The 22,709-nt window shown below is 45.5% G+C and carries 14 protein-coding genes and 1 pseudogene; all 15 read left to right on the top strand.

Annotation, left to right across the window (positions count from 1 at the left end):
• A pseudogene (locus QZ135_RS10185) lies at positions 1-385 on the top strand (TonB-dependent receptor); the annotation flags it as partial.
• An 11-nt stretch (positions 386-396) separates the two neighbouring features.
• A complete protein-coding gene (locus tag QZ135_RS10180) occupies positions 397-1,965 on the top strand; it encodes a RagB/SusD family nutrient uptake outer membrane protein (RefSeq protein WP_294608600.1) in 1,569 nt (522 codons plus the stop codon).
• A 17-nt stretch (positions 1,966-1,982) separates the two neighbouring features.
• Complete coding sequence (locus QZ135_RS10175) at positions 1,983-2,972, top strand: BACON domain-containing protein (RefSeq protein ID WP_294608598.1); 990 nt, start codon at positions 1,983-1,985, stop codon at positions 2,970-2,972.
• 37 nt (positions 2,973-3,009) lie between these two features.
• Positions 3,010-4,044 (top strand): hypothetical protein, encoded by a 1,035-nt coding sequence (locus QZ135_RS10170; protein ID WP_294608596.1) that lies wholly within the window; start codon positions 3,010-3,012, stop codon positions 4,042-4,044.
• Between the two features lie 53 nt (positions 4,045-4,097).
• Positions 4,098-5,150, top strand: coding sequence for a nucleoside hydrolase (locus tag QZ135_RS10165; protein WP_294608594.1), 1,053 nt, complete (start codon positions 4,098-4,100; stop codon positions 5,148-5,150).
• A gap of 8 nt (positions 5,151-5,158) precedes the next feature.
• Positions 5,159-6,304, top strand: coding sequence for a sugar-binding protein (locus QZ135_RS10160; protein ID WP_294608592.1), 1,146 nt, complete (start codon positions 5,159-5,161; stop codon positions 6,302-6,304).
• Between the two features lie 596 nt (positions 6,305-6,900).
• On the top strand, positions 6,901-7,086 hold the full coding sequence (locus QZ135_RS10155) for a hypothetical protein (RefSeq protein WP_291549697.1): 186 nt from the start codon (positions 6,901-6,903) through the stop codon (positions 7,084-7,086).
• Between the two features lie 388 nt (positions 7,087-7,474).
• On the top strand, positions 7,475-8,674 hold the full coding sequence (locus QZ135_RS10150; RefSeq protein ID WP_294608604.1) for a glycoside hydrolase family 76 protein: 1,200 nt from the start codon (positions 7,475-7,477) through the stop codon (positions 8,672-8,674).
• A 31-nt stretch (positions 8,675-8,705) separates the two neighbouring features.
• Complete coding sequence (locus QZ135_RS10145; RefSeq protein WP_294608590.1) at positions 8,706-10,172, top strand: glycoside hydrolase family 125 protein; 1,467 nt, start codon at positions 8,706-8,708, stop codon at positions 10,170-10,172.
• A 14-nt stretch (positions 10,173-10,186) separates the two neighbouring features.
• Entirely contained in the window at positions 10,187-11,308 is a 1,122-nt protein-coding gene (locus tag QZ135_RS10140; RefSeq protein ID WP_291549702.1) for a glycoside hydrolase family 88 protein, read from the top strand.
• 24 nt (positions 11,309-11,332) lie between these two features.
• The gene (locus tag QZ135_RS10135; protein ID WP_294608602.1) at positions 11,333-13,276 is read left to right on the top strand and encodes a glycoside hydrolase family 97 protein; all 1,944 of its coding nucleotides are present in this window, start codon (positions 11,333-11,335) and stop codon (positions 13,274-13,276) included.
• A gap of 13 nt (positions 13,277-13,289) precedes the next feature.
• Entirely contained in the window at positions 13,290-15,440 is a 2,151-nt protein-coding gene (locus QZ135_RS10130; protein WP_294608587.1) for an alpha-glucuronidase family glycosyl hydrolase, read from the top strand.
• A gap of 11 nt (positions 15,441-15,451) precedes the next feature.
• Entirely contained in the window at positions 15,452-17,380 is a 1,929-nt protein-coding gene (locus QZ135_RS10125; protein WP_294608585.1) for a hypothetical protein, read from the top strand.
• A 70-nt stretch (positions 17,381-17,450) separates the two neighbouring features.
• Complete coding sequence (locus tag QZ135_RS10120; RefSeq protein ID WP_294608582.1) at positions 17,451-20,561, top strand: TonB-dependent receptor; 3,111 nt, start codon at positions 17,451-17,453, stop codon at positions 20,559-20,561.
• A 29-nt stretch (positions 20,562-20,590) separates the two neighbouring features.
• Positions 20,591-22,399, top strand: a complete 1,809-nt coding sequence (locus tag QZ135_RS10115; RefSeq protein WP_294608580.1) for a RagB/SusD family nutrient uptake outer membrane protein — start codon at positions 20,591-20,593, stop codon at positions 22,397-22,399.
• Positions 22,400-22,709: the final 310 nt, after the last annotated feature.

Here is a 22,709-nt window from a genome sequence, read left to right as displayed (position 1 = left end):
CGCAGCCGGTGACTTCGCCAACAACCAGAACAACTTCAACGGCATTGTTCCCTGGACACAGGAACACCCGGTGAACGACCGTCCGCGCATCGTATACGGAGATTCCCGCAACAGCCGGAGCGACCAGGACCGTTGGTTGGAGAACGGTTCGTTCTTCCGTCTGAGCGACATTACTTTAGGATATACGGTTCCTACCCGTTACATCAAGAAAATCGGTTTGGAGAGACTCCGTGCGTCAGTCACCCTGCAGAACATGGTTACTTTCACCGGATATTCCGGACTGGACCCTGAATTTGCAGACAGCGGCATCTTCACTATGGGAGCAGACTATTGCTCGTTCCCCAACCCGCGTGCCGTACAGTTCGCCTTATCATTCACATTCTAAATACTGCCGATATGAAAAAGATAGCTCTATATATATTATGCGGCGCCACAGCGCTGTTCACGTCGTGCGCCCCTTCCCTGCTCGACCTACAAAATGAGAACACCCTCAGTACGGGCGTATACTGGAAGACGGAATCCGACATTGAGGCCGGTGTAATATCCGTATATGGCATGTTCTACCGCCAGGGGACATGGACCCGCAATATCTATACACAGATGATAGGCATGGCCGACGAAGGTGTCAGCTATGCCGGATGGACGGAACTGAACGAATACACCAAGTTCATCTTTACCGATTATAACTTCGGAGAGGCAAATACCAAGATCTACCGGGAACACTACACCGCCATCTTCCGTGCCAACCAGGTGCTGGACAACATCGATAATGTTACGTTTGCCGACGAAACGCACAAAAACGACCTGATAGGCCAAACCAAGTTCCTGCGTTCTTTCTACTACTTCTATCTGACCACTCTCTGGGATAACATTCCCATTGTCCTGAAGACTTCTTCAGCCGCCGACAAGCCCATGCAAGCCAGTGCGGATGAAATGCTCACCCAGATAGAAACCGACCTGGAAGACGCCGTCACCAAACTGCCCGCTACCCGCGACGCCAATAACTACGGCCGCCCGACAAAAGGCGCCGCCTACGGACTACTGGCAAAAGCCTATGCACAGCACCATAAATGGGAAGATGCCCGCAGATGCCTCGAATGGCTCATCGACGGTGAAGGAAAGCGGTACTACGACCTCGTCCCCAACTGGGCTGACAACTTCAGCAACCAAACGGAAGACAACAAGGAGTCGCTATACGAAATCCACTTCTCACTGACCAACCGGGTAGGCTTCGACCAAACGGACAACTACCTGGACCCGAATGCACAGTTGGGCACACAGATTGAGATGAACCAGGCCCCCACCGGAATCGGTTGGAACAACATTGAAGCAAGACGCTGGCTGGTGGACTACTACAAACGCGAACAAACTACGGACGGGAAGAATGACATCCGCCTGTTCTACACCCTGTGGTACGACGGAGCCGCATCCGACTTCCCCGAATATCCGAACCAGTTGATTTACGGCAAGCCCTGGAACAGCGATTGGGGTAACCGCGTGTTTATCAAGAAGTATAGCACCGATGCCTCCCCGCTGTATTACTGGAATGACAACAACTTCCGTGCATTGCGATATGCCGATATGCTATTGCTCTATGCCGAAGCACTCAACGAACTGGGAGCTACCCCGTCTGCCAAAGCTATCGAATGCCTCAACCGCGTGCGCAATCGTGTAAACCTGCCCGACATAGAAGACAGTTCTTTCTACAATGGCAGCCAGATTACAAGCAATAAAGACGCTTTCCGCGAACATCTGAAAATCGAACGCGCCCTGGAGCTTGCCATGGAGTGTGTACGCTGGGTTGACTTGAAACGCTGGGGCATCAATGACATCAACACTCTGAACGAGTTGAAAACCCGTGACAGCGATTTCAACAACTTCATCATCGGTAAGTCTATCCGCATGCCTTTGCCGCAAAGCGAAGTGGATAACAATCCGAATCTGAAACAAAATGACCAATATTAACCGAAGACATCTGAGTTATGACTAAAACAAGATATTTATTGATAGGAGCAGTCATATCACTGCTGACTTTATGGGGATGCAGCAACGATTCCGACTATGTGATCGGAAGCAATCCCAATGAATTTGCCATCAATCCGGTAGCCATACCGGTAAGTGCGGATGGCGGAACCTACGAACTGACAGTCACCGGCAATGAATCCTGGACAGCCAAATTAACCGACTCCAACAGTTCGGCACAAGACTGGTGCACACTGAGTGCAACGTCGGGCACAGGCAAGACGGTAATCACGCTCACTGTAAAGCCGAGTACCTCGTTCGTAAAAAACCGTTCCCTCCTCATCGAAGTAAGCGGCGGCAACAAGACGCTGAAGTCCAGAGTGCTGCAAGAAACAATGGTACTGGGCGAAGACGAAATACTGATAAACGGTATGGTATGGTCTACCAAAAACGTAGGCTCTCCCGGAACTTTCGTAAGCTCTCCCGACGAGATAGGACAGTTGTATCAGTTCAACCGCAAAGTGGGTTATCCCGCCGGCCCGCAGGACGACCCCGCACCGGCCAACTGGCCCGCCGACTATACGAACGACAACACCAACTGGCTGACAGAGAACGATCCTTCACCCGAAGGCTGGCGTGTGCCCACCACACAAGAAATGGCAGCCCTGTGGGAAAAAGGAGCAACATGGGTGACAGCCGCCCAAACCGGCTTCAAAGTTGACGGAATCATTATCGGAGTAGATGAGGCCACCGCCAAACGTGCCACCAAGGACAACCTGAAACAACTGGGCTGCCTCTTCCTGCCCCAAAGCGGCTGGAGAAGTGAAAGCGGAATGATGGACCGCACATGGCTCTGTGCCGTGCGCAGTGCCAATTCATTGAGCGCCACACATGGCGGAATGTCATTGGGAGACTCAGGCGGTTACCGGGACACATGGGGCTGGGGCGATGGCCAAAAGGCCCGTGCAGCCATGATACGCCCTGTCAAAAACATACAAGTGGAGGATTGATTTGTAACCCATTCATTAACAAACTAATTTTAAGAAGATGAACAGATACAAGACCTATATATGCCTTGCCCTGCTCGCCCTTTCTGGCTGTAAGAACAATGACGACAACAGCCCACAGACACTCACACCGCAAATCCGGTATGAGTTCAGCGGTGGCGCAGGACACTATAATTATGCTCCGAGTATCATTCAGGACCAATACGGCATCCGCTACGGGTTCATCTGCGAGAACCGCGACCCGTTCAAGATAGTGGACTATGTTTATCTGTATAAAGGCATCCCTACGGAGAAAGGCTACGTATGGCAACCCGGCACACAGATTATCGAACCCTCTGAAAGCGGCTGGGACAACTGCCACATCTGCGACCCCGACGTCCGCGAATTCAAAACAACCTATAAAGGGGAAACCTACAACTGGATTATGACCTACCTCGGCGTAGACCGTTGGGACTGTAACCATAACCAGATAGGACTCGCCATCTCCAAGAACATTGAAGGTCCTTATATTAAGTTCGACAAAAACCCATTGGTTGCCTATCAGGACACCACCAAATGGGGTGTAGGGCAAAGCACCACCATCGTCAAGGACTCCGCCACCATACAGTTGTTCTATCACTCCACCACGGAGAACGGGCCCTTCTGTATGCGCGAGATAAAGCTGAACGATCTGGATAACATCGTATTGGGCGAGGAACAGGCAATCCCCTTCCTGAGTGCCAACAGTTATCCCGCCATGTCCGACAAGTACATCTATATGGTGTCCGAAACCCGCGTATCTCCCATCAAGGAAATACCCACCTGGGTAGGCGATGTATGCCGTCTGGCGTACAAGCCGAGAACCGAAGACCTGGCCGGAGACAAGGACGGCTGGATAGAAATAGGGCATGCCGGACCGGAAGAAACGGGATTCCCGCGAAACCACAACCCGGGCATCCTGACGGACACGAAAGGTTATATGCTCAGTGATGACGAACTGGTGATGTACTTCACCCCCGCCATGACAGGAGAGAACTGGTTATGGTCTTATGACCTGTATTCGGCTACGTTCAATCTGAAAAGTTACTTCAAATGAGAAAGTTCTATATTTCCATTTCACCGAATAATTAACTTCTAAAACATAGTGTTATGATCAAGAACAAACTTTATCTATTAGGCTTATTTCTACTAACCTTGTCGAGCTGCACTTCCTCCGGGAAACAACAGAAAACGGAAGTTGCTTCAAACGCGGAAAAGATTATCCTGGAAACAGACATCGGCAATGATGTGGACGATGCCCTGGCACTGGATATGCTCTACAAATATCTGGATGCGGGAGACATCGACTTATTGGGTATCATGATAAACAAGGAGGGCACTTACCCTGCCGAATACACAGACATCATGAACACTTGGTACGGTTATCCCCAAATTCCCATCGGCATCCTGCACAATGGGGCGGACTGCGAGAATGACGCTACAAACTATGCCAAAGCCGTATGTCTGATACAGAATGAGAACAGCAAACCGACATTCAAACGTTCGCTGAAAGGCGGTTACGACCAGTTGCCGGAAGCTCCCGCCCTATATCGCAAGCTGCTGGCACAGCAACCGGACAGTTCGGTCACAATCATTTCCGTAGGCTTCTCTACTAATCTTGCACGCCTGCTGGATACTCCGGCCGATGAATACTCATCGTTAACAGGCAAAGAACTGGTTGCCAAGAAAGTGAAACTGCTATGCACTATGGCAGGATGTTTCAACAATCCCGAATTGTACGAATACAACGTTGTGAAAGATATTCCGGCAGCAAAGAAAGTGTTTACAGAATGGCCCACCACGCTGGTGACTTCTCCTTTCGAGGTAGGTATCGCCATCAACTATCCTGCTACCAGCATCGAGAACGATTTCCAGTGGGCACCGATACATCCGATGGTAGAAGCGTACAAGAGCTATCAAAAAATGCCATACGACCGTCCGACATGGGATTTGACCTCAGTACTCTATTCTGTTGAAGGACCTTCCTACTTCACAGTTTCGCCCGCAGGCAAGATAAACGTAACGGACAAAGGGGCTACGGAATTTACTCCCGATGCAACCGGAAACCGCTACTACCTCACGGTAGATGCTGCCCAGGCTGAGAATATCAAACAACATTTCGTCAAACTGATTAGCAAACAACCCGCTCACTTTACTAAATAATCAATATCATGACTAAATATCTATTCTATATTATCGGGGTATGGCTATTCTGCTCCTGTTCGGACAGCACACCGGGAGAAGAACCGCCCGTTATCCCTCCCGAACCGACTCCTACCATAACCATCAGCAAACCGGAATTCGTCTTCGGTTTCACGGGAGAGAGTAAATATTCTTATTGTCCGAGCGCCCTGAAACAGGAGGACGGCAGTGTACACCTGTTCTTCTGCGGCAACCCGGAAAACCAGATTATGGTTGATAACATCTTCCATATAAAAATCAATCCGGACGGTTCGCAAACTGCTCCCAAAAGTGTGCTGCAACCGGGCATCGCAGGTACATGGGACGATCATCACACCTGCGACCCTTCCGTCATCGAGGGCAGTTTCAGTTGGAACAATACGACTTACAAATATGCCATGTTCTTCTTGAGCAATATGTACGGAGTGTATTACAATGAAATCGGTGTGGCATTCAGCAACAGCCTGGATGCCGATAGTTGGGTGAAATATCCGAAACAGATTGTAAGAAAGACATGGTCGAACGACGGTGACCAGGAAATTGGCGGCGGCGGAAAATCGTGGGGAGTAGGCCAGCCATCCGTAGTATCTCTCGACAAGAAAGGGAAGGTATTGCTGACTTACACCATTGGTGACATTGGCGGCACACGGATAGCGTGGGCGGAAGCTGACTTCAGCAACATGGATAACTATACCATCAGTACTCCCATGACTATCGTTCAAAGCGGCTTGCTGGCTATTGACAACCAATCGAGGGATTATACCTGCAATTCCGAATTCGCCATCAACCAGGATGCGGATAAAATTGTCATGATACGCCCTGTGCAACCTATGCCCAACGATTACCCCGCTTATCTGAACAGTGCGCTGGAAATAGACTACATGAACCTCTCCGACTTCACGAACCAAAGCGGCAGTTGGACACCCATATACCGGATTACTCCCGACGATACAGGATACCCGAGAAATCATAACGCAACTTTATTACGGGATAACTTCGGGCACTTACAGGATTGGGAAGAACCTGCTTTCTACTTTACAGTCAGTAAGGCGGCACCTGACGTACAACCTTCGGGTAGCAGCCATGCCGAATGGACATATCATATCTGGAAGAGCAAGGTGATGAAAAGCAAATAATATCAATCTGACAATTTGATAATCCCATCGCCTGAGAGTGCCTTCTTTCCGCCCTAAGGCAGGAAAAGAAGAAAAAAATGCAAGGATTTCATTTAGCAGAAAAACAGAAAGGAGGGAAAAGTCACTTATGGAAGAACATCATGGAAAGATTTGTCCCCTTTTTGTGTTTTAAAGCCCGATATTGAGCGAAACACGAACAAAGGGTAGATTGATATAGCATCGAATTATTCATTCAACCAGAAGAAAATAAAGCATGTTTTTCGTAAGGCTACACCCTTTCACCCACATAGTATAACCCTTTCAGGCAAATAGCTACACCCTTTTGGGCAAAAGGTGTAGCCCTACCAAAAAACAGATGGTGTATTTTACCTGAATACATCATCCGTTTCGTCTGAAAAGACCATCCGTTCAAGGCAAATAGACGGTGTATTGCAACAAAAAGGACGATGTTTCTTCCGAAAAAAGATGATGGATCGTGCTAAAAGAAGTAATTCAATACAAAGCTACGTTAGCAGAATGTCCGGAACCCCATCTTTATGTCAGTAAAATACTTAAGCCTTTATGATAGAACGTAGACTTTTAGCCTCTTTAACTGAATGGAAAAGTTCCTGAACGGTATAGAAGGAGACTATGATAAAGAACTGATAGAAAACCTTCAGGCCGATAAAGCCCATACGCGTATTATGAAACATTTCAAAAACTATTGCATAGTTGGCGGCATGCCCGAAACTGTGATGCGATATACAGAAAACAGGTATATATTGGCATCAGGTGACATCTAAGACGCCTGAAGAGGAAAAATAGCAGAACATATCGTCGCTCAGAAATTACTGGCATACAATCATAAAGCATGAGGAACAGCCCCACAAGAACATAACGGGCTGTTCCTCTTCTTTTTACGGTTTTGTGACATATCTATCTGTATTTATGCCATTACCAGTATCCATACGTTAATGTCGCGAAATCATATACCTCTTCTCGCATTTGCGCATACCTTTGCAAACAGAAAAAATTTCGTTTGTATCCTTGATTAAAGAATAGGTTAAGATAAAAATATAGGTAAGAAAGATTTCAGAACAGGAAAACAAAAACAGGTAGCAGTTTCAACTACCTGTTTTTCTAAAAGAGAAAAAAGAAAAACATACAATATAACAATCAAAATTAAGAATGATGAATTCAAAACAAGCGCTTTTCAGTCTATTAATGTGCGTACTGGCAATAACAGGTTGTGATACGCAAAAACAAGTCCTCGTAGGCAATGAACTCACCCTGATACGAGCCAAACAAACGTTGGATTCCTTGTACCAGAATTATTCAGTCTCCGGCACATGCTTGTTACGTGAAAATTATCCTTCCAACATAGGTGATTACACCGCAACCTACCTGGCATCCGAAGAGCAAAAGAATATGCCTAACCTGTATTCCTATTTATGGCCCTATTCCGGAACCTTCTCTGCCATAAACGCTTTGTTCGAGGCAACAAGCGATGCAAACTACAAATCATTGCTCGATAATAAAGTGTTAGTAGGACTGGAAGAATATTTCGATACCCAGAGAACTCCCGAAGCCTACGCTTCATACATCAACAGCGCAGCACAATCCGACCGTTTCTATGATGATAATGTCTGGCTGGGCATTGACTTTACCGACGTTTACACGCTTACCAAAGAAGCAAAATACCTCCAGAAAGCGCAACTTATCTGGAATTTCATAGAAAGCGGCATGGACAGTAACCTGGGAGGTGGCATCTACTGGTGCGAGCAAAAGAAAGAATCCAAAAACACTTGCTCAAATGCCCCTGGCTCAGTCTTCGCACTGAAGCTCTTCAAAGCCACAAAAGACAGCACTTACTTCGTAAAAGGGAAGCACCTTTATGAATGGACCAAAGCGAATCTGCAAGATTCTACCGATTATCTGTACTTCGACAATATCGCCCTGAACGGAAAAATAGGTAAAGCCAAATTCGCCTACAACAGTGGCCAGATGATGCAGTCGGCTGCCCTACTCTACCAACTGACTGGCAACAAGAACTACCTGACCGACGCTCAGGACATCGCCCGGGCGTGTCACAACTATTTCTTCATGGACTATGCTACAGAACAGGGCAACACCATCAAACTCCTGAAGAAAGGCGATATCTGGTTCACCGCAGTCATGCTCAGAGGTTTTATCGAACTATACCAAGCAGACCGGAATAAAGTCTATCTGGATTCCTTCAACCAAAGTCTGGACTATGCCTGGGAACATGCACGGGATGAGAAAGGATTATTCAATACCGACTTCAGCGGCAGTACCCACGACAATCGTAAATGGCTGCTGACTCAGGCCGCCATGGTCGAAATGTACGCCCGCCTTGCAGCTATCAAGTAATAAACGAAAATACACTAATACCCTTAAAAACATGAAAAAGAGAAATATTGGCCTATGTGCCGTAGCTTTGTTCTGTATGCACAACAATGCCAAAGCAATGGAACCAACTTTAAAACAAGACAACACTAAAGTTGTGAACCATGCCCAGGTGACTGCCGCATACAAGACAAACCGCCCTGCGGTAAAAAACAGACTATATGTTTCGAAAGCCGTAGAAGCTGAAATCTTGCGGGTAAAGAAACTGCTGACCAACCAGAAATTGGCATGGATGTTTGAGAATTGTTTCCCGAACACGCTGGATACAACCGTACATTACCGTTTGCTAGACGGCAAACCCGACACATTTGTTTATACCGGTGACATCCATGCCATGTGGCTGCGCGATTCCGGTGCACAAGTGTGGCCCTACGTGCAACTGGCGCATAAAGACCCTGAACTGAAAAAGATGTTGGAAGGTGTCATCCGTCGCCAATTCATGTGCATCAACATCGACCCTTATGCGAACGGATACAACGATGGCCCTACAGGCGGCGACTGGATGTCTGATAATACAGATATGAAGCCTGAACTACACGAACGGAAATGGGAGATCGACTCTCTCTGTTACCCTCTCCGATTGGCTTATCAATACTGGAAAGAAACCGGTGACACCAGCGTTTTCGATAAAGCATGGCTGGAAGCTATCACAAACATACTGAAGACATTCAAAGAGCAACAACGTAAAGACGGTGTCGGTCCTTATAAATTCCAACGCAAGACGGAACGTGCTCTCGACACACTGAACAATAATGGTTTAGGTTCTCCGGTCAACCCTGTGGGACTGATTGTTTCCTGTTTTCGCCCTTCGGACGATGCTACAACATTTCAGTTCCTGATTCCATCGAACTTCTTCGCTGTATCTTCTTTAAGAAAAGCTGCGGAAATCCTTTCCACGGTAAATCAAAATGGTACTTTGGCTCAGGAGTGCACAGCTTTGGCTGACGAGGTAGAGACTGCTCTACAGAAATACGCTACCTATAATCACCCGAAATATGGTACAATCTATGCTTTCGAAGTAGATGGTTTCGGCAACCACATGCTGATGGACGATGCCAACGTGCCGAGCCTCCTCGCCATGCCTTATCTGGGCGATGTGGATGTAAACGATCCTATCTACCAGAATACCCGCCGCTTCGTATGGAGCCAGGACAATCCGTATTTCTTCAAAGGCAAAGCCGGTGAAGGAATAGGCGGCCCACATATCGGATATGACATGGTATGGCCCATGAGCATCATGATGAAAGCTTTCACCAGCCAAGATGATCAAGAGATTAAAGAATGTATCAAAATGCTGATGGATACCGATGCCGGTACAGGCTTCATGCATGAATCTTTCCATAAAGATAATCCCGCCAACTTCACCCGTGCCTGGTTTGCGTGGCAAAACACACTATTCGGAGAACTGATTCTGAAATTGGTGGATGAAGGAAAACTGGAATTATTGAACAACATCAAATAAGAGGAGAAACAAATATGCGTAAATTAATAATAGTGGGGTTAATGACTTTTGTGCCCATCTGGCTGTCGGCACAAAAAGCTTTTAAGAATTGGCCTGAAGGCGCATCTCCTAAAGCAGTGGGTGAACTGGTTAGTAAGCGCTTTGTAGAAGTTCCGCACCCCAATTTTAATGGTAATCCGGCTCCCCCCAATGAAATCACTTATCCTGAAACATGTGCTTGGTTTGGAGCTTTGCGCTATGCGGACATAACCCATAATAAGAAACTACTCCGGCAATTGGAAGAGCGCTTCTTGCCCATCTTCGGTCCGGAACGCCGTTTGCAGCCGTTACCCGACCATGTAGACCATACCGTATTCGGAACGATACCTTTGCAATTGTATGCGCAGACGGGTAAGGAGATTTATTATCATATGGGAATCTGGTATGCCGACGAGCAATGGAAAATGCCCCGTAACACCAAACATAAAGAAGAATATCAAGCCTTGCTGGATAAAGGGCTATCGTGGCAGACACGTTATTGGATTGATGACATGTTTATGATATCAGCCATTCAGTCTCAAGCCTTTTTCGTAACCAAAGACCGCCGGTATATAGACCGTGCTGCCGCGGAAATGGTGGTTTACCTTGATAAAATACAGCGACCAAACGGATTATTCTATCATGCAGAAGATGTTCCATTCTTCTGGGGGCGCGGTAATGGATGGATGGCAGCCGGAATGACGGAACTTCTCGGACTCTTGCCTGAGGACAATCCGAACCGAACCCGCATTTTGGAATCGTACCGGAAAATGATGGATACCTTGCGCAAATATCAGAAAGAAGATGGTTTGTGGGGACAATTAGTAGATGATAAAACGACTTGGACGGAAACATCCGGTTCGGCTATGTTCATTTATGCAATGATAAAAGGCGTAAAACAAGGGTGGCTGGATGAGGCTGTCTACACTCCCATAGTTCGGAAAGCCTGGATTGCTTTAGTGGGACATATTGACGAAAAGGGAGATATTGCCGGTGTGTGCGAAGGCACCAACAAGACGAATGATCGTCAATTCTACTTGAACCGCCGCACTTTATCGGGCAATATGCATGGACAAGCTCCGGTATTGTGGTGTGTGAATGCATTTTTGGAAAAATAACCTTATAACGATAGAAAAACAATGATACATAAGTATTTTATGCCTGTACTGATAGCACTGTTGTGCATGTACGGAGGAAAAGTTTCTGCCAAGGAAATCAGTGTACAGTCGCCCGACGGCAAACTGAGAGTGAACATAGAATTAAAAGATAAGGTATATTACTCCGTATATTCGGGGAATGACTTATTACTGGATAATTGTTCTTTGACTATGACATTAGGCAATGAAGTACTGGGAGAGCAACCGAAACTGAGAAGTTTGAAACGTGGCAAGATTGATGAAAGCATAAGACGGGAAATCCCATTGAAAAATGCAATCGTTGAGAATTATTGCAATACGTTACGCATGAATATGGCAGGTAATTACGCCATCGAATTTCGGGTCTTTGATAATGGAATGGCCTATCGTTTTGTAACAGACAAGAAAGGTGAGGTTGAAGTAAAGGGAGAAGATTTCGTAATCAATTTCCCGGCTGACTATTTGGCTCACATGTCTCAGCCGAACAGCTTTAAAACGTCCTACGAATATCCATATACGCATATACAAACTAAAGAATACAAAGCAACAGACCGTATGACCTATCTGCCTGTACTATTAGAGACAGATAAACAATACAAGATATTGATATCGGAAGCCGATTTGCAGGATTATCCATGTATGTTCCTGAAAAGTACCGGTAACAATGGGATGCAATCGCTTTTCCCGAAGTGTCCGCTGGAATTTGGTGAGGACGGTGACCGTAGCATGAAAATATTGAAAGAGGCCGATTATATAGCCAAGACTTCCGGAAAAAGGAGTTTCCCGTGGCGTTTCTTTGTGATTTCCGATGATGACAGGGATATTATTTCCAATGAGATGGTGTACAATCTTTCTTCTCCCTGTGAACTGGAAGATTATAGTTGGATTAAGCCGGGCCAAGTAAGCTGGGAGTGGTGGCATGATGCCCGTTTGTATGGAGTTGATTTCCGCTCCGGTTACAACATGGATTCCTACAAATATTATATTGATTTCGCTTCATCTTTTGGCATTCCTTACATCATCATGGACGAAGGCTGGGCAAAAAGCACCCGTGACCCGTTTACACCGAATCCTACGATTGACCTGCAAGAGCTGATTAAATATGGCAAAGAACGTAATGTGAAGATTGTATTGTGGTTGACTTGGTTGGCGGTAGAAAATCATTTTGATCTGTTCAAGACATTTGCCGATTGGGGAATTGCCGGAGTAAAAATAGATTTTATGGATCGTAGCGATCAATGGATGGTGAACTATTACGAACGTGTAGCCAAAGAAGCTGCTAAATACAAATTATTTGTAGATTTCCATGGTTCATTCAAGCCGGCAGGTTTGGAACGCAGATACCCGAATGTCCTTTCGTATGAAGGAGTATTGGGCATGGAGCAAGGCGGCAACTGTAAACCGGCAAATTCCATCTATCTGCCGTTCATGCGAAATGCCGTAGGTCCCATGGATTTTACCCCCGGCTCTATGCTTTCCGCCCAACCCGAGGACAATCGTTCTACTCGCGCCAATGCAATGGGATCGGGAACCCGTGCTTACCAAATGGCTCTGTTTATTGTGTTTGAGAGTGGCTTGCAGATGCTCGCCGACAACCCTGTGTATTATTACCGTGAACGTCCTTGTACAGAATTCATATCCAGTGTTCCTGTTGTGTGGGATGAAACTAAAGTATTAGATGCCAAAGTGGGAGAATATGTTGTTATTGCCCGCCGTAGCGGAGAAAAATGGTTTATCGGCGCTATCACCAACAATACCGGACGTGAACTTGAGATAGATTTAAATTTCCTGCCGGAAAGCAAAAAACTACATCTTACTTATTTTGAAGATGGCATCAATGCAGACCGCCAGGCTATGGACTATAAAAAGAGAGAAGCAGAAGTTACAAGTTCTACCAAATTGACGATGAAACTGGTTCGTAATGGTGGTTGGGCCGGTGTAATCGAATAAGAAAAACAATACTATGAATTTGAAAAATATATGCCTGCTTCTCTTGCTGTGTTGTGTGCAAGGGCTGCATGCAGAGAACGGTTATGAGCTATGGCTACGTTATAAACCGGTAAACAAGGGAAATCTTTGCGAGTCCTACTGCTTGAAAAGCCGTAAAATCATGTTCCCGGGAGAAGCAGAAAGCCTGATTGCTGCAAAGAAAGAACTACAGGCCGGTCTGTCCGGATTATTAAATATGCCTTATACAGAAGCGGAGACTTTAGAGGATAACATGCTGGTGGTTGGTACACCTCAGTCTGTACCATTGTTTAAGAAGCAAGATTTCTATGCCGAAATTAACGGATTGTCCGACGAAGGCTATCTAATTCTGGACTGTACTATAGAAGGGAAAAAGGTTATAGCTATAGCAGCCAGGACAGATGTTGGAATACTATATGGCGTTTTCCATTATCTCAGGTTGATACAGACCAATCAGCCTTTGGATAAACTATATATTAAGGAAAATCCAAAACTGAAGTATCGTGTATTAAATCATTGGGATAACCTGAACGGAACAGTAGAACGTGGTTATGCAGGGTATAGTATCTGGAATTGGGAAAGGCTTCCATCTTATAAGGAACAACGCTATACGGATTATGCACGCGCCAATGCCTCCATCGGTATCAACGGAACGGTACTCAACAATGTGAATGCACAAGCTAAGAGCTTGCGGACGGATTGGTTGGTAAAAGCTTCCGGACTGGCAGATGTATTCCGCCCTTATGGTATAAAAGTGTATCTGACAGCAAAGTTTAGCGCACCCAAAGAAATAGGCGGGCTGAATACGGCTGACCCTAAAGATCCTCAGGTGCGGAAATGGTGGAAAGAGAAAGTGAAAGAAATATATTCTTTAATACCCGATTTTGGTGGTTTTCTGGTAAAGGCAAACTCAGAAGGTCAACCCGGACCACAAGATTACGGCTGTTCTCATGCCGATGGTGCGAATATGCTTGCCGAGGCTTTGGAACCTTATGGGGGTATTGTATTTTGGAGAGCATTTGTCTACCAGAATGAACGTCATGTAGATCGTGTGATAAACGGGTACAATGAGTTTAAACCGCTGGATGGTAAATTTGCAAAAAATGTCTTTGTACAACCCAAGAACGGCCCCATAGACTTTCAGCCGCGTGAACCTTTTCACCCTTTATTCGGTGGTATGCCCGATACGCCACTGTCTTTAGAGTTTCAGATAACACAGGAGAATCTTGGACATGCAGGGCATCTGGTATATTTGGGCACTCTGTTTGAAGAAACCCTCCAATCAGATACTTATGAGAATGGAAAAGGCTCTACCGTTTCAAAGGTTTTGCAAAACTACGGGGAATCTCATGGAATTTCAGCCATCGCCGGTGTTCCTAATATTGGTACAGACCTTAATTGGACAGGACATTTATTCGGACAAGCCAACTGGTATGCCTTCGGTCGTCTGGCATGGAATCCGGATACAAGCTCAGGCAAAATTGCGGAAGACTGGGTGAGAATGACCTTCTCCAACGACGAAAACGTACTCTCTCCGGTACTGAAAATTATGATGATGTCCCGTGAAACCTATGTCAACTATACCATGCCCCTCGGACTGAATCATATCATGAACTATGACACACATAACGGACCTGAACCTTGGCATGACGATCCGGTATGGACTGCTTTCGACTATCATAAAATAACCAAGGACAGTATCGGTGTAAACAGAACTGCCAAGGGGACGGGAGCTACCGGACAATATCATCACCCGGTTAGTGAAATGTTTGATGATATCAAGGCGTGCCCTCAGGAATATCTTCTGTGGTTTCATCGAGTTCCTTGGAACTATAAGATGGCTTCGGGAAGGACTTTATGGGATGAACTTATTTATCATTACTACAAAGGTGTGGACGAAGTTCGGCAGATGCAGGCAATTTGGAACAAACTGGATGGTAAGATAGACCGTGAACGTTTTAATCATGTCGCATCTTTATTGAAGTATCAGGAACAGGAAGCTATCTGGTGGCGAGACGGCTGTCTACTTTTCTTTCAGGACTATTCAAGATTGCCTATCCCTGCAAATCTGGAACAGCCCCAACATTCATTGAAATATTATAAAACCATTCCTTTCCCGCATGATTGGAAAGGACGCTACGAATAAATAAAGAATTTATGAAATACATGATGTTTACAATGTTGTTGGTGTGGTTATTTGCCATGCCGACCCAGGCTCGTCAGCCTGATGAATATTGGAGTTCTCCTCGTGGCACTTACGAAGAACGTCGTGATTTATTTTTAGATTACTACTCAGAGAATGGAGGTGGACACCCTCTTTACGGTGTCTTCCGCCAGGCAGCGCGTGCCGCTTCCGGACGTCCTCTGGAGATGGACAAGATGAGGGAGGTGATTTCCGTCATCAAATCGAACCGTGATTGCAATGACTTTACACTCAATTGTCTGCTTCGCATGGTTTATCTGGACAAGAGGCAACCTTTCTTTCCGGCAGAAATAAAAGGAAGCATTGAAGAGTGTATTCTGGACTTTAAATATTGGTGGGACGACGGCCGCCGTGATACAACCTACCGTTGCTATCATACGGAAAACCATCAGGCACTTTATCATACTGCGGAATTGCTGGCAGGTCAGCTTTATAAAAAAACAAAGTTTACCAATGGGATGAACGGCAAGCAACACATGGCACACGCTAAAGAAAGGCTGATGAAATGGTTGGAATATCGTTTCCGTTTCGGATTCAGCGAATGGATGTCCACTTATTACGAGGTGGAAGTATTGCTGCTGGCCAATTTGTATGATTTTGCCGAGGACAAGGATATTCGCTCCAAAGCCGGCATGGTGCTGGATTTACTCATGTTTGATGTAGCGCTGAATAATTATGAAGGTTTCCTCGGCTCGGCAAGTGGACGTAATTATGCCCATTCTATCATCATGGGAGCCCACAATACGGCTCCATTGACCAAGTTGGTATTCGGCGTGGGGACTTATGACCGGGATGAGGTGATGGCACCCGTAGCTCTCTCCACCAGTTCGTACCGTTGCCCGGAAGTCATCCGAAAAATAGCAGTGGACTACAAGACTCCTTTATTAAACCGTCAACGGGTAAGTATAAACGTAGAAGATGCTCCCGCCTATGGCATTTCGTATGATAAGGAGCTGGATTGTCACCTCTTCTGGGGCATGCAGGAGTTCATACATCCCATGGCTATTCGTATGTCTAAACAGATTTCAGAAAAATACGACGTATGGCCCTATCGGAACTATGATGAGTACATTAAAAAATATGATGCGCAGATAGCCGAACATGGCAAACTTGTGGATATGCATCTGGATCGATTTGCACTTTCAGAGGCCAATATAGAAACCTACCGTACCAAGGACTATATGTTGAGTTGTGCGCTGGACTACCGAAAAGGTGCTCCGGGCTATCAGCAACATATATGGCAAGCAACATTGGGCAATAAGGCTCTGGTATATACCAATCACCCCGGCGGAAAGAATCTGCGTTGGTCGCCCAACTATTGGGCCGGTAACGAAATTCTGCCCCGTGCTGCTCAAAGCAAGAATGTGGTAATCTGCATCTATAACATACCGGCCAATCAAAAGAATGATTTTTCCCATGCTTATTTCCCCGTGAAAGCTTTTGATGAAGTACATATTTCCGGTTCCTGGATATTTGGATGTAAAGAGGATGGCTATGTAGCTTTATATTCAAGAAATACAGCAGATTTAAGAGCCGATGACAGAGGCGAAGTCTGTGACCTACTGGCAAAGGGCCGGCAGAATATCTGGATTTGTGAGATAGGTTCAAAATCACAATGGGGAAGCTTCTCAAAGTTTATAGAAGCCATATCTGCCGCATCGGTTCATGATGACGGATTGGACATCAGTTATGAATCTCCGTCCGAAGGTATGGTTTCATACAGTTGGGACAGTCCTTTCTATGTGAAAGGCAAGGAAATGCCATTGCGTTGGCAGTATAGATATGATAATCCTTATTGCAAAGCCCTGTTCAATTCCACCTGTATAGAGATAGCAAAGGATGGAGAAAAGATAATCCTGGATTACAATAAGACAAAAAGGTGACATTCGGTCAGGATATCATAGAATATAAACTATAATTAAATAACAAATCGTTTAATTTAAATTGCATATTATGAAGTTACGAAAAACACATTTATTATGGATACCTTTAGTGGTATGCCTATTTCTCGTAAATAGTGTAAATGTCATGGCGGCTATAGAACAAGCCATCCATGTGAAAGGGCAGGTTGTAGACTCTGCCGGTGAACCTGTGATTGGAGCCAATATCGTAGTAAAAGGTACTACTACTGGAGTGATTTCGGATATAGACGGCAATTTTGCTATTGACGCTCCGAAGAATGCGGTACTGCTTATTTCCTTTATCGGATATAAGTCGGAAGAAGTGAAAGTGACAGGACCTTCGGTGAAAATAGTGTTGAAGGATGATGCCGAGATGCTGAACGAAGTGGTAGTTGTCGGTTACGGTTCTCAAAAGAAATCAGACATAACCGGAGCTATGGTGAACGTAAAGAGCGAAGCGCTGCAACAAGCGCCTGTAGGAAACATCGGCGCGGCATTGCAAGGTCTGGCTGCCGGTGTGGACGTGCAGATGGCAGGCGGAAATACGCACCCGGGAGCTTCTCCGCAGATTCGCGTACGTGGAGAACGTTCTCTTAATGGAGGTAATGATGTCTTGATTATTGTGGACGGAATTCCTTTCTCCGGTGGACTGAACGAAATCAATAACGATGACGTAGAGAGTATCAGCGTACTGAAAGACGCTTCAGCAACAGCCATCTATGGTTCTCGCGGTGCCAACGGCGTACTCCTAATCACGACTAAACGTGGAAACAAGGGAAAAATCAACGTCAGTTACAGCGGCTATTACGGCATTACGACTGCTATTAAAGAATATGACGTGATGAACAGTTCCGAATATATACAATTGAAAAAATGGGCCACCTACAATGCCAATCCGGATGCCTACACCGGCATTGATGATCCGAACCTGATGCGCGTGGGTGATGTATTCCGTGATCAGGAGGAGATGGATGGCTATCTGGCAGGAAACGATACGGATTGGCAGAACATGATATTCCGAAACGGCATGACGACAAATCACCAAGTAGCTATCAATGGTGGTAATGACCGCACTACATACAGTGCTTCCGTAGGTTATTATAAAGGACAGAATAACTATGAAGCACATAGCTTTGAACGCATGACGGCCAAGCTTTCTCTTGACACAGAGATAACCAGCTTCCTGAAAGTAGGTCTCTCTACCTTAAACACTTACATCATCAATAAAGGGCAGGACACCAATCCGATGGAAATGGCTTTGCGTGCTTCTCCTTTCACTACTCCATATAAAGAAGACGGTTCTCTGCGTACTTATCTGCCCGGTAGTGGTCAAAATGTATGGAATCCCTTATTAGATACTCAGAAAAACAGTGTGATAGACGACCGTAAGAGCCTGTCTACCTTCACCACCGGTTATATCGACGTGAAGCTGCCTTTCGGCATCAAGTACCGTTTTAATGGTGGTGTAAATCTGAAATATTATTCAATCGGTCAATTCCAATCCACCAATACGACCAAACGTATGGGTGCCCTCGACTGGTCGTTCGGCGAATACCAACACAGCGTGGACTATACACTGGAGAATATCCTGACTTGGGACTACTCTTTCAACAATATCCACAACTTCAACGTGACCGGATTGTTTTCCGCAGAAGAGAAGGAGTTCACCAAGAACAGCGTGTCCGGCAATGACTACTACGATGACAACATCCAGTATTACAATCCGGGACTTGCACAGGGCAACGTGACCGGTGGCGGTGGCTACGAGAAATGGGGCCTGCTCTCTTACATGGGACGTCTGAACTATAACTATAAAGAGAAGTACCTGTTGACGGCAACCGTGAGATACGACGGCTCATCCCGCTTGGCAAAAGGCAACAAGTGGCATGCGTTCCCTTCGGTTGCTTTGGGATGGAACCTGATGCGTGAGAACTTCATGCAGAATGTCAATGCGGATGTTCTTTCCGGCATAAAACTTAGAGCCAGTTGGGGTAATGTAGGTAGTACGGCTATCAGTGCTTATCAGACAATGTCAAGACTGGATACCGGTAGCAAGTACTTGTTAGGGACAAACGGTGTGATGGGAGTTCGTCCGGGTTCTGTTCCTGATAAAACTTTGGGATGGGAAAATACCGAAACCTGGAATGTGGGCATAGACTTTGGCTTCTTGAACAATCGCATTACGGGTACTATTGAATGGTATCAACAGAATACGACCGATTTGTTAGTAGGCGTGAACCTGCCCTCCACTTCTGGCTATTCCAATTCATATTTAACCAATCGTGGTGCCACCCGGAACCGCGGTCTGGAGTTCAATGTGAGTACAGTCAATATTGCAGGCGACGGGCAGGATAAATTCTCTTGGTCAACCGATTTGAATATCTTCGGCAATCGCAATAAGATTATGGATCTTGGTGAAGGAGTAGAATTTGATAAAGATAGAGGATGGTTTGTCAGTAAAGACAAATACATAATCTACTCTTATGAACAGGATGGATTGTGGCAGGATACTCCTGAAGACCATGCATTAGCAGAATCATTCGGCTACGCAACTTCCGGTGCCAATTCAGTAATCGGTACTGTCAAAATCAAAAACCACCATATAGATTATGAAGAAGATGGTGTAACTCCGAAAGCCAAGCAAATAATCAATGAAGACGATAAAACATTTATCGGACAGCGTGCTCCCAAATTTGAAGGAGGTATCAACAACCGTTTTGCCTGGAAAGGCTTCGACCTTTCGTTCTTGTGGACATTCCGTTGTGGTGGAACTATTACCTCGGATATGCATAACGGCTGGATGAATACTTTGCAGGGTGGTTACAACAACCTGAACGTGGATTACTGGACGCCGGACAATACAACAGCCCGTTGGCCGAAACCCACTACCGCTACAGTTTCCAACAAAGGATTACTGGCCCGTTATGACGGTTCTTACCTGAAACTGAGGAATATCACGTTAGGATACAATATCCCCAAGACATTCCTTTCCAAATTAAACGTGCAAACAGCCCGCGTATATGCTACAGGCTCAAATCTCTTCACTTGGTTTAGCAAAGAATACCGTAAAGATGGCGGCATAGATCCGGAGACTACAAGTACCATCAACTTAAAGACTCCTCCTACACGCACATTTGTGTTTGGCTTGAATTTAACTTTCTAAATTAGTAATTGAATAATAGCAGAATGAATATGAAAAAGATATTATCAACACTTGCCTTGTCATCACTTGTTTTGTTGGCAACCGGTTGTTCCGATTTTCTGGAGGAAGAGAATCACTCGAATGTAATGCAGGATTTCATGGCAACACCTTCCGGCTTTGGCATGGCCCTAAACTCTGTTTATGCCAATGTACGTTCCACTTATAGTGCCGAAGAAGGCATTCACGGACTGATGAATCCGGGCACGGACGAATTGAAGAACAACATCGGAGGAAGCAACCGTTGCGCCGATCTTGCAAACTACGATTTAGAGAAATATAATGCAAACAATGAATACCCAAGGAAGTTGTGGAACGATGCCTATATCCACATCAACACCTTGAACTATATGATTGAAAATGCTGATAAAGTAGATATTACCACCACTGTGCTGACTGCTGCACAGCGTGACCAGTACTTAGGTGAAGCTTATTTTATGCGAGCTTATAATTACTTTCATTTGGTGGAACAATTCGGTGACGTTACACTGACTACCACCTATAATGCATCCCCAAGTACTTCGGCCGAACGCCATGATATGGTGCGTGTTTATGAAGAGGTCATTATCCCTGATTTATTGAATGCCATCAGGCTCTGTTCACCCAGTCCGCAACTCAATAATCTGGAGTCAGGCCGCGCTTCTGCCGCAGCTGCCCGCCACTTGTTGTCACGTGTTTATCTGACATTAGCCTGGGTATTCGATAAAGATCCTGCCAATCCATCATATAAAGGAAATACGCAGACGAAGTACTATAACACCACCAAGGCTAAGGAATATTATCAGAAAGCGTTTGATATGGCAACCGGATTAATCACGGATGCCCCTTCTTTGGGATTGAAGCTGATGGACAATTATGCAGATGTTTTTGATGAAGCCAATGATGCCCCTTCCGGCAAGAACAAGGAAGAACTGTTTGTAGCCCGTATGGACTGGGATGATGACAACACTTTTGGCGGACGCAGCACGCTGAATCATTACTTTGTGAATGGTTATGACCAGTATTTGGGTGAGCGTAACATCAATGACGGACGTTGTTACTCTTGGATTAATCCTACCGGCTATACCTATAATGCTTTCAACAACCGTGATAAAGATACACGTTATAAAGCAACTTTCCAGACAGTGTGGTATGCCACTAAAACGCAAAAAGGTGGTGTTGTCAATTATGTCATTGACGGCAAGGACGAAAGCTTCAACTGGGACTATACCGTTGTTGGCGATACTGCCATGTACTATCCGGGATATTATATGTCTGCTGAAGAAATCAGAGCTAAAACCCAGAATCGTGAAGGCAATCACTATCTGATTTTTACCCCTGACGCTTACAATGGTCGTGCCATTTTCCCCACTATCATGAAGTTTCTGGACAGAACGCGTGCTATTCCCAATGACAATACAGATCGCTCTTACATCATTTATCGTTTAGCCGAAACTTATTTGCTGGCTGCTGAGGCCGCTTTCAAATTGGGTGATAATACGAATGCAGCTAAATATATAAATGTGATTAGAGAGCGTGCCCGTGATAAGCAAATCGGTGAAATTGGTGCATTGGACATCGCTCCAAGTGATGTTACGCTCGACTTCATCCTTGAAGAACGTACCCGTGAGTTGCTTGCAGAACATTGCCGATGGGCAGATTTAGTTCGTACCGGAACATTGATTGACCGTGTGCGCATGTATGACGATGGTAAAGCTAATACGAATATTACGGAAGACAGACATTGGTTACGTCCTGTTCCACAACAAATGATTGACCGTGTGACGACCGGCGAACGTTATCCACAGAATCAAGGATGGTGATAGGTTTTTGACACTTTGTATTTCCCATCCCCCGAGAATGCCTTATTTGCGCAACAGGGCACAGTAGGACAGAAATACGCGATTAAAAAAGTATATCCGGTTGATGCACAGCCGGATATCTTTTTATACACATCGTTATAAAAGTAAAAGCATCTCCTATTTCTACAAAATGAAGGTGCTTTTCGTTGGAAAAGGATGCCGTACGTGCAGGGAATAAACTTCCAAGGTGCAGGACATATAGACCCAGCGCGCTGGATATAAGCGTTGACAAGTTGGATATAAAGTACCGACAGATTGGATATATAGCTCT

It is taken from the genome of uncultured Bacteroides sp. (assembly GCF_905207245.1).
GTDB lineage: Bacteria > Bacteroidota > Bacteroidia > Bacteroidales > Bacteroidaceae > Bacteroides.
This window is presented reverse-complemented; position numbering and strand designations above follow the sequence as displayed.